Origin of the sequence: Micromonospora sp. M42, from assembly GCF_000568915.1 — a bacterium.
Lineage (GTDB): Bacteria > Actinomycetota > Actinomycetes > Mycobacteriales > Micromonosporaceae > Micromonospora > Micromonospora chalcea.
Map to the genome: position 1 here is coordinate 1,260,215 of NZ_KK037233.1, position 6,427 is coordinate 1,266,641.

Sequence of the window (6,427 nt, forward strand, 5' to 3'; positions counted from 1 at the left end):
ACGGTATGGATCTGGAGCTGCGACACCTGCGTGTGGTCTGCGCGATCGCGGAGACGGGGAGCGTCACCAAGGCCGCCTCGGCGCTCGGCCTGGCCCAGCCGGCGTTGACCGCCCAGCTTCAGCGGATCGAACGGGCGCTGGGCGGGCCGCTGTTCGAACGGGACCGCCGCGGCGCCCGCCCGACCGCGCTGGGCGAGCTGGTGCTGGACCGGGCGCGGGTGCTGCTGCCGGCGATGAAGGGCCTGCGGGACGAGGCGGCCCGGATGGCCGGCGCGGGCGACCCGCTGCGCCGCTACCGCTTCGGCGGGGTGAACAGCCCGATCATGGGCCGGCTGGTGCACCGGCTCGCCGCCGAGCGGCCGGACGCGCAGATCACCACGTACGCCTCGTGGTCGGTGGACGAGCTGGCGCAGATGGTGGCCGGCGGCCGGCTCGACTTCGCCCTCACCGGGGTGTGCGGCGACTCGACGCCGTCGGCGGGGTTCGGGCTGAGCTGGCGGGAGGTGGCGGTGGAGCCGATCTGCGTGCTGCTGCCGCAGACCCACCCGCTGGCCGGTCGCGCCGAGATCGACCTGGTCGACCTGAGTCACGAGCGGTGGGTGGCCGCGCCGGGCGACGGCTGCTTCGGCGACTGCTTCGCCGCCGCGTGCGCCCGCGCCGGCTTCACCCCCAAGAAGGTGTACGAGGCGGACGTGCGGGCCGCCCTGGAGCTGGTGGACGCGGGCGAGGCGGTGGCGTTGTGCCAGGCCACGTTCCGGCCGGTCGCCGGGCTGGTCACGCGGCGGCTGGCCGGTTCACCGCTGCGCTGGCGGCTGCTGCTCGGCTGGCACCCGGACGTGCCGGCGGCCGCGGTGGCCGACCCGGTGCTGGCGGCGGCGGTGGCGGCGTACACGGACGCGCTGGCCAACCATCCCGACTATCTGGGCTGGTTGCTGGCGCACCCGGAGTTCGGCGTGCAGCCCAACGGCACCGGCGGGGTGCGAATCGCCTGAACCCGGGTAACACCGGCGACATGACTGATCTGTATCCGGCCGCCGACCAGCGGGAGCTGCTGCGTCAGGCGGCCACCGCGCACACCACCGCCGCCGCCGAGGTGGAGGCGTTCCTGCGGCGGCTGCCGGAGGTGCCGGACCCGGCCGACGTCACCGAGTACGCCAACCTGCTCAGCCGTGCGGAGCGGGCCCGGGACGACCTGCTGGCCGCGGCGGACGCGGCCGGGCTGCGGCTGCCCAGCCTGGAGTCGGAGTAGACGCCGGCGCCCGGGTGGGTGACCCGCCCGGGCGCCGGCGTACCGGCTCAGCGTTCGATCAGGACGTCGTGGCCGAGGTCGAGCAGGGCGTGCCGCCACTCGTCGTCGGCGTTGCCCCGGCGTGGCCGCTGCGCGGTCAGCTCCCGGATCCGGGTGATCGCCTCGCGCATCACCTCGATGTCCTCCGGCGTGAGGTCCACCTTGCGCTTGCGCAGCACGGCGAGGATCTGCCGGCCGGGTTCGGGCAGGTCGAGGTCCGGGCCGGGGCCGAACGCCTCCTCCCCCGAGCCGCGGGTCAGCAGCCACTGCCGCAGCGTCTCGGAGGACACGTTCACCTCGGCGTGGAAGTCGTCCCAGATCACCTCGACCTCGGGGTCGAGTCGCGCCTCGCGTGCCATCACGCCTCCTCTGCCGGCGGCGGCCCGGATGCCGGCTCGCCCTCGTTCGGTGTGTGCTGCTTCAGGCCCTCCGGCGGCACCCGCACCCGGGACGGGTTCGCCGTCGGGGCCGCCTCGATCGGCTCACCGGCCCCGATGTCGCCGTCGGGGACCTCCTCGGGTTCGGTCATGTCCGCCCTTTCGATCCGTCGGTGACGAGGCGGTCCGGCCCGTGGGAACGGACCGTCGCCGGTCATCGGGGATGAGACGTGGTGGCTGCCGCGTGCCCGCGTTCACCGGCGGTGACGTCGAATACCAGCTGGTCGTCGCGGGCGTCGACAATGACCTTCTGCCCCGGGGATATCTCGTTCTCCAGCAGCATCCGGGACAGCCGGTTGTCGACCTCGCGCTGGATCACCCGGCGCAGCGGGCGGGCGCCGAACTCCGGCTGGTAGCCGTGCTCGGCGAGCCAGTCCACGCCGGCGGTCCTGAAGTCGACCTGGATGTCCTGGGCGTGCATGCGGCGGCGGGTCTCCTCCAGCAGCAGCCCGGTGATCTGGCGCAGCTGCTCGGCCTCCAGCCGCTGGAAGATGATCACCTCGTCGATGCGGTTGAGGAACTCCGGGCGGAAGTTCTCCTGGAGCCGGCGCATCAGCCGTTCCCGCAGCTCGTCGCTCTCCTGCTGGCCGGGCGCGCCGCTGGCGAAGCCGACGGTGCGCTGGGCGCCGGTGATCAGCTCCGAGCCGAGGTTGCTCGTCATGATCAGCACGGTGTTCTTGAAGTTCACCGTCCGGCCCTGGCTGTCGGTGAGCCGGCCGTCGTCGAGCACCTGGAGCAGGATGTTGAACACGTCCGGGTGTGCCTTCTCGATCTCGTCCAGCAGCACCACCGCGTACGGGCGGCGGCGGACCGCCTCGGTGAGCTGGCCGGCCTCCTCGTAGCCGACGTACCCGGGCGGCGCGCCGACCAGCCGGCTGACCGTGTGCCGCTCCTGGAACTCGCTCATGTCCACCCGGACCATCCGGTCCGCCTCGCCGAACAGCGCCTCGGCCAGCGCGCGGGCCAGCTCGGTCTTGCCGACGCCGGTCGGGCCGAGGAACAGGAAGCTGCCCATCGGCCGGTTCGGGTCGGCCAGCCCGGTACGGGAGCGGCGCACCGCCTCGGAGACGGCGCTGACCGCGTCGTCCTGGCCGATGATCTTCTCGTGCAGGTGCCCCTCCAGGCGCAGCAGCCGGTCGCGTTCCTCCTCGGTGAGCTGGGTGACCGGGATGCCGGTGGCCCGGGAGACCACCTCGGCGATCTCCGTCGGCCCCACCTCGGGCACGTGGTTGGGTCCCTCGTCGCCGCGGGCGCGGCGCACCTGGTCCTCCAGCTCGGCGACCCGGTCGCGCAGCGCGGAGGCCCGCTCGTACTGCTCGTCGGAGACCGCCTGCTCCTTGTCCCGGCGCGTGTCCTCGAGCTGCTGCTCCAGCTCGCGCACGTCCTCGGCGGGTGTGCGCGTCCGCAGCCGCACCCGCGCGCCGGCCTGGTCGATCAGGTCGATCGCCTTGTCCGGCAGGAACCGGTCGGTGACGTACCGGTCGGACAGCTCACCGGCGGCGATCAGCGCCTCGTCGGTGAACCGGACCTGGTGGTGCGCCTCGTACCGGTCGCGCAGCCCGCGCAGGATCGCCACGGTGTCCTCCACGCTCGGCTCGGGCACCAGCACCGGCTGGAACCGGCGGGCCAGCGCGGCGTCCTTCTCGATGCTGCGCCGGTACTCGTCGAGCGTGGTCGCGCCGATGACCCGCAGCTCGCCGCGGGCCAGGGCCGGCTTGAGCATGTTCGACGCGTCCATCCCGCCCTCGCTGCCGGCGCCGCCCGCGCCGACCAGCGTGTGGATCTCGTCCAGGAAGATGATCAGCTCGTCGCGGTGGGCGCGGATCTCGTCGATCACCTTCTTCAGGCGTTCCTCGAAGTCGCCCCGGTAGCGGGTGCCGGCGACCAGGCCGGACAGGTCGAGCTGGATCACCCGCTTGCCGATCAGCGTCTGCGGCACGTCGCCGTCGCAGATCCGTTCCGCCAGCCCTTCCACGATCGCGGTCTTGCCGACGCCGGCCTCGCCGATCAGCACCGGGTTGTTCTTGGTCCGCCGGGACAGGATCTCCACCGCCTGCTCGATCTCGTCGGCGCGGCCGATCACCGGGTCGATCTGGTCCATCCGGGCCAGCTCGGTGAGGTCCTGCCCGTACTGGTCGAGGGTGGGGGTGCCGCGGTCCGGGCGCGGCGTGCCGGCCGCGCCCCGCTCGGCGCTAGCCGCCTGCAACGACTCCGGCTGGAACAAGAGCCGGCGGCGAGCATCCGGCCGGCCGGCGACTCGGGGAACAGGGGCAGCGCCATCAGGATGTGCTCGGGACCGATGTAGTTGGCGCCCATCGCGCGGGAGAGCTGGTGCGCGTCCAGCAGCGCCCGCTTCGCGGCCGGGGTCAGCGACAGGTTCGGCGGCACCTCGCCCCGGGGCGCGCCCTCACCCCGCCCGCCGAGCGCGTTGACGAGCGTGTCCGGGTCGGCGCCGGCCCGGCGTACCAGGTCGCGCAGCGGCTCGCGCTGCAACGCCGCCCAGAGCAGATGGTCGGTGTCCAGGTCGTTGCTGTGCTTCTGAGCGGCCCGGCGGGCCGCGTCGGCGAGCATCTCCCGGGCGTCGGCGGTCATCAGTCGGGTGATGTCGACCCGGTGCGCCGGTCGGCGTCCCCCCTCGCCCCGGCCGAAGTATCGGGCCAGGAACTCGTCCCAGGGGTCGTTGCCGAAGTCACCCGGTCCCATCATCATCGTCCTCCGCAGTCGGTCGGCACGACCGGTACCCGGCACGCGCGGCACGGTCGGCGGTGGCTACCCGGCGGTCGGCGCGACAAACGCGACCGGATGGCAGGCTGAGGGCATGGAGAGCAGACCGCTGCTGGTCGTGGACGGCGCGAACGTGGTGGGCTCGCGCCCGGACGGCTGGTGGCGGGACCGGGCCGGCGCGGCCGCCCGCCTGCGCGACGCGCTGGCGTCCGTCGGGGAGGCGGGCCTGCCGCCGGAGCTACCCCCGCCGGTGCAGGTGGTGCTGGTGGTGGAGGGCGCGGCCCGGCACGTCACCTCGGCGCCCGGCGTCGAGGTGGTGTCCGCGCCCGGCTCCGGCGACGACACGGTGGTGGAGCTGGTGGCCGCCGCGCCGCAGCGGCGGCGGGTGGTGGTCACCGCCGACCGGGAGCTGCGCGAGCGGGTGACCGCGCTCGGCGCGGAGGTACGCGGCCCGCGCTGGCTCGGCCGCTAGATCATCCGGTTCCGTCAACGGGACCGGCGGGCTCGCCGACGGGACCGGCGGCGAGGTCTTCGCGCACGTCAGGGCCACAACCGGACACGCGGGCGACAACCGCCTGAGGGTGGATGCTCGCCCACTCGTTCCGATGGGTTGTAATGGAGATCTCTTTTGCCCCCAGGAGGTTCCGTGGCGAGCGTCGCCGAGCTGAAGGCCGCCATCGATGTCGCGCTCCAGCAGATCGGTGACGGCCAGACAGCGGTGCAGGCAGCGGGCGAGAAGCTGGCCGAGGCACAGCAGACCCTGGCCGGCGCGCTGGAGGGCAGCGGCCACGAGACGGTCGAGGCGGCCCAGGCCTCGCTGACACAGGCCAGCCAGGAGCTGGAGGAGTGTCTCGCCGCGACACTCGTCGCGGTCGAGCAGGCGCAACTCTACGTCGCGACGCTCTGAGGCCGGGCCGTGTCCATCGTCGAGGACATCGGCGCCCAGGTCCGCGCCGCCGCCGAGGACCTGCCGCTGGCACAGCTCGCCGCCGCGCTGGAGAAGCTCGGCCAGGCGCAGGAGCGGCTGCGCTGGGTACGCCAGGAGTCGGCCGACCCGATGGGGGTGCCGGAGCTGTCCTCGGCCACCGAGCACGCCGAAACCGCCGGCTACGCGCTGCGTGTGGCGCAGGAGCAGCTCACCGCGTACCTGGCCGCGATCGGGCTGGCCCCCGACGGCGCGCCGCCGGCCCCGCCGGGCGAGCGGCCACCCAAGCACGACACGCCGCGCGGCGAAGCGCCGCCCGCGCCGGGCGCCGCGCCCGAGCCGGGCGAGCAACCCGCGGTACGGCGCTGGTGGGCGGTACGGGTGGCGGAGCTGACCGGCGGCCGGGAGGGTACGCCCGACGAACCGGACGAGCGCGTCGGGGACTCCCGGGAGCTGCTGCGCCGGGTGGTCGCCGGGGTCCGCTCCGGTGACCGGGACCGCCTGCACCGCGACCTGCGCGGCGCGCACGCCGACGTGGGGCTGGGGCTGGCCGCGATCGCCCCGCCGCTGCTGCGCGAGCTGGCCGGTGAGCTGCTCGGCCACCCGCCCCGCGCGGACGACCTGCCCCGGCTGCGCGGCGCGCTGGAGTCCCGGGTCCGTGACCTGCTGCCCGGCCTGCCGCGGCCGGTGCTGGACACGCTGCTGACCCGGGTGTGCCGGATGCCCCCGCCGCGCCGCGACGACGACGCGGAGCAGCCGCACGCGGCCGACCCGGCGGTCACCGCCGGCGTGCTCACCGGCGTGCTGCTCGACCGGCTCGGCCGGGACCTGCCGAAGGACACCGACGAACGGGAGACGTCCCGTGGCTGACGTCCGCACGCAACTGGTGACGCGGGTCCGGGGGATGCTCTCCGAGGCCTTGGGCGCCACCCGTACCCGGCTCGCCGCCGCCGAGGCGGAACTGACCGCGAGCCGGGAGCGGCTGGCGCGTACCCGCAAAGCCGCCGCCGCAGTGCCCGCCCGGGTGGGCGCGGCCCGCGACCGGCGCCTGGC

At 74.6% G+C, this 6,427-nt stretch carries 8 protein-coding genes and 1 pseudogene; 6 read left to right on the forward strand and 3 right to left on the reverse strand.

All coding sequences use genetic code 11. The features are described 5' to 3' along the window. Window positions 1–5 precede the first annotated feature (5 nt). Window positions 6–992 carry a LysR family transcriptional regulator gene (locus MCBG_RS05505; protein ID WP_043324440.1) on the forward strand — a complete coding sequence of 329 codons (987 nt, stop codon included), beginning with the start codon at window positions 6–8 and terminating at the stop codon, window positions 990–992. A 20-nt stretch (window positions 993–1,012) separates the two neighbouring features. Continuing rightward, window positions 1,013–1,249: a hypothetical protein gene (locus MCBG_RS05510; protein ID WP_043324442.1), complete on the forward strand. Its 237-nt coding sequence runs from the start codon at window positions 1,013–1,015 to the stop codon at window positions 1,247–1,249. Window positions 1,250–1,296: 47 nt separating this feature from the next. Here the strand turns inward: MCBG_RS05510 and MCBG_RS05515 are convergent, their stop codons facing one another. From MCBG_RS05515 to MCBG_RS05520, 3 genes and pseudogenes are all read right to left on the reverse strand, one after another. Then, complete coding sequence (locus MCBG_RS05515) at window positions 1,297–1,647, reverse strand: DUF3140 domain-containing protein (RefSeq protein ID WP_043324444.1); 351 nt, start codon at window positions 1,645–1,647, stop codon at window positions 1,297–1,299. Beyond that, on the reverse strand, window positions 1,647–1,817 hold the full coding sequence (locus tag MCBG_RS32900; RefSeq protein ID WP_166456064.1) for a hypothetical protein: 171 nt from the start codon (window positions 1,815–1,817) through the stop codon (window positions 1,647–1,649). Before MCBG_RS32900 ends, MCBG_RS05515 begins: the two co-directional genes overlap by 1 nt. A 62-nt stretch (window positions 1,818–1,879) precedes the next feature. Beyond that, a pseudogene (locus MCBG_RS05520) lies at window positions 1,880–4,431 on the reverse strand (ATP-dependent Clp protease ATP-binding subunit). Between the two features lie 112 nt (window positions 4,432–4,543). Between MCBG_RS05520 and MCBG_RS05525 the strand changes: the two are divergent. From MCBG_RS05525 to MCBG_RS05540, 4 genes are all read left to right on the forward strand, one after another. Beyond that, window positions 4,544–4,921: a PIN domain-containing protein gene (locus MCBG_RS05525; RefSeq protein ID WP_043324447.1), complete on the forward strand. Its 378-nt coding sequence runs from the start codon at window positions 4,544–4,546 to the stop codon at window positions 4,919–4,921. 174 nt (window positions 4,922–5,095) lie between these two features. Beyond that, on the forward strand, window positions 5,096–5,356 hold the full coding sequence (locus MCBG_RS05530) for a hypothetical protein (RefSeq protein WP_030504016.1): 261 nt from the start codon (window positions 5,096–5,098) through the stop codon (window positions 5,354–5,356). Window positions 5,357–5,365: 9 nt separating this feature from the next. Further along, a complete protein-coding gene (locus MCBG_RS05535) occupies window positions 5,366–6,244 on the forward strand; it encodes a hypothetical protein (protein WP_043324449.1) in 879 nt (292 codons plus the stop codon). Beyond that, a partial coding sequence (locus MCBG_RS05540; protein ID WP_043324451.1) for a hypothetical protein occupies window positions 6,237–6,427 on the forward strand: 191 nt, incomplete at its 3' end. The genes MCBG_RS05535 and MCBG_RS05540, both read left to right, overlap by 8 nt.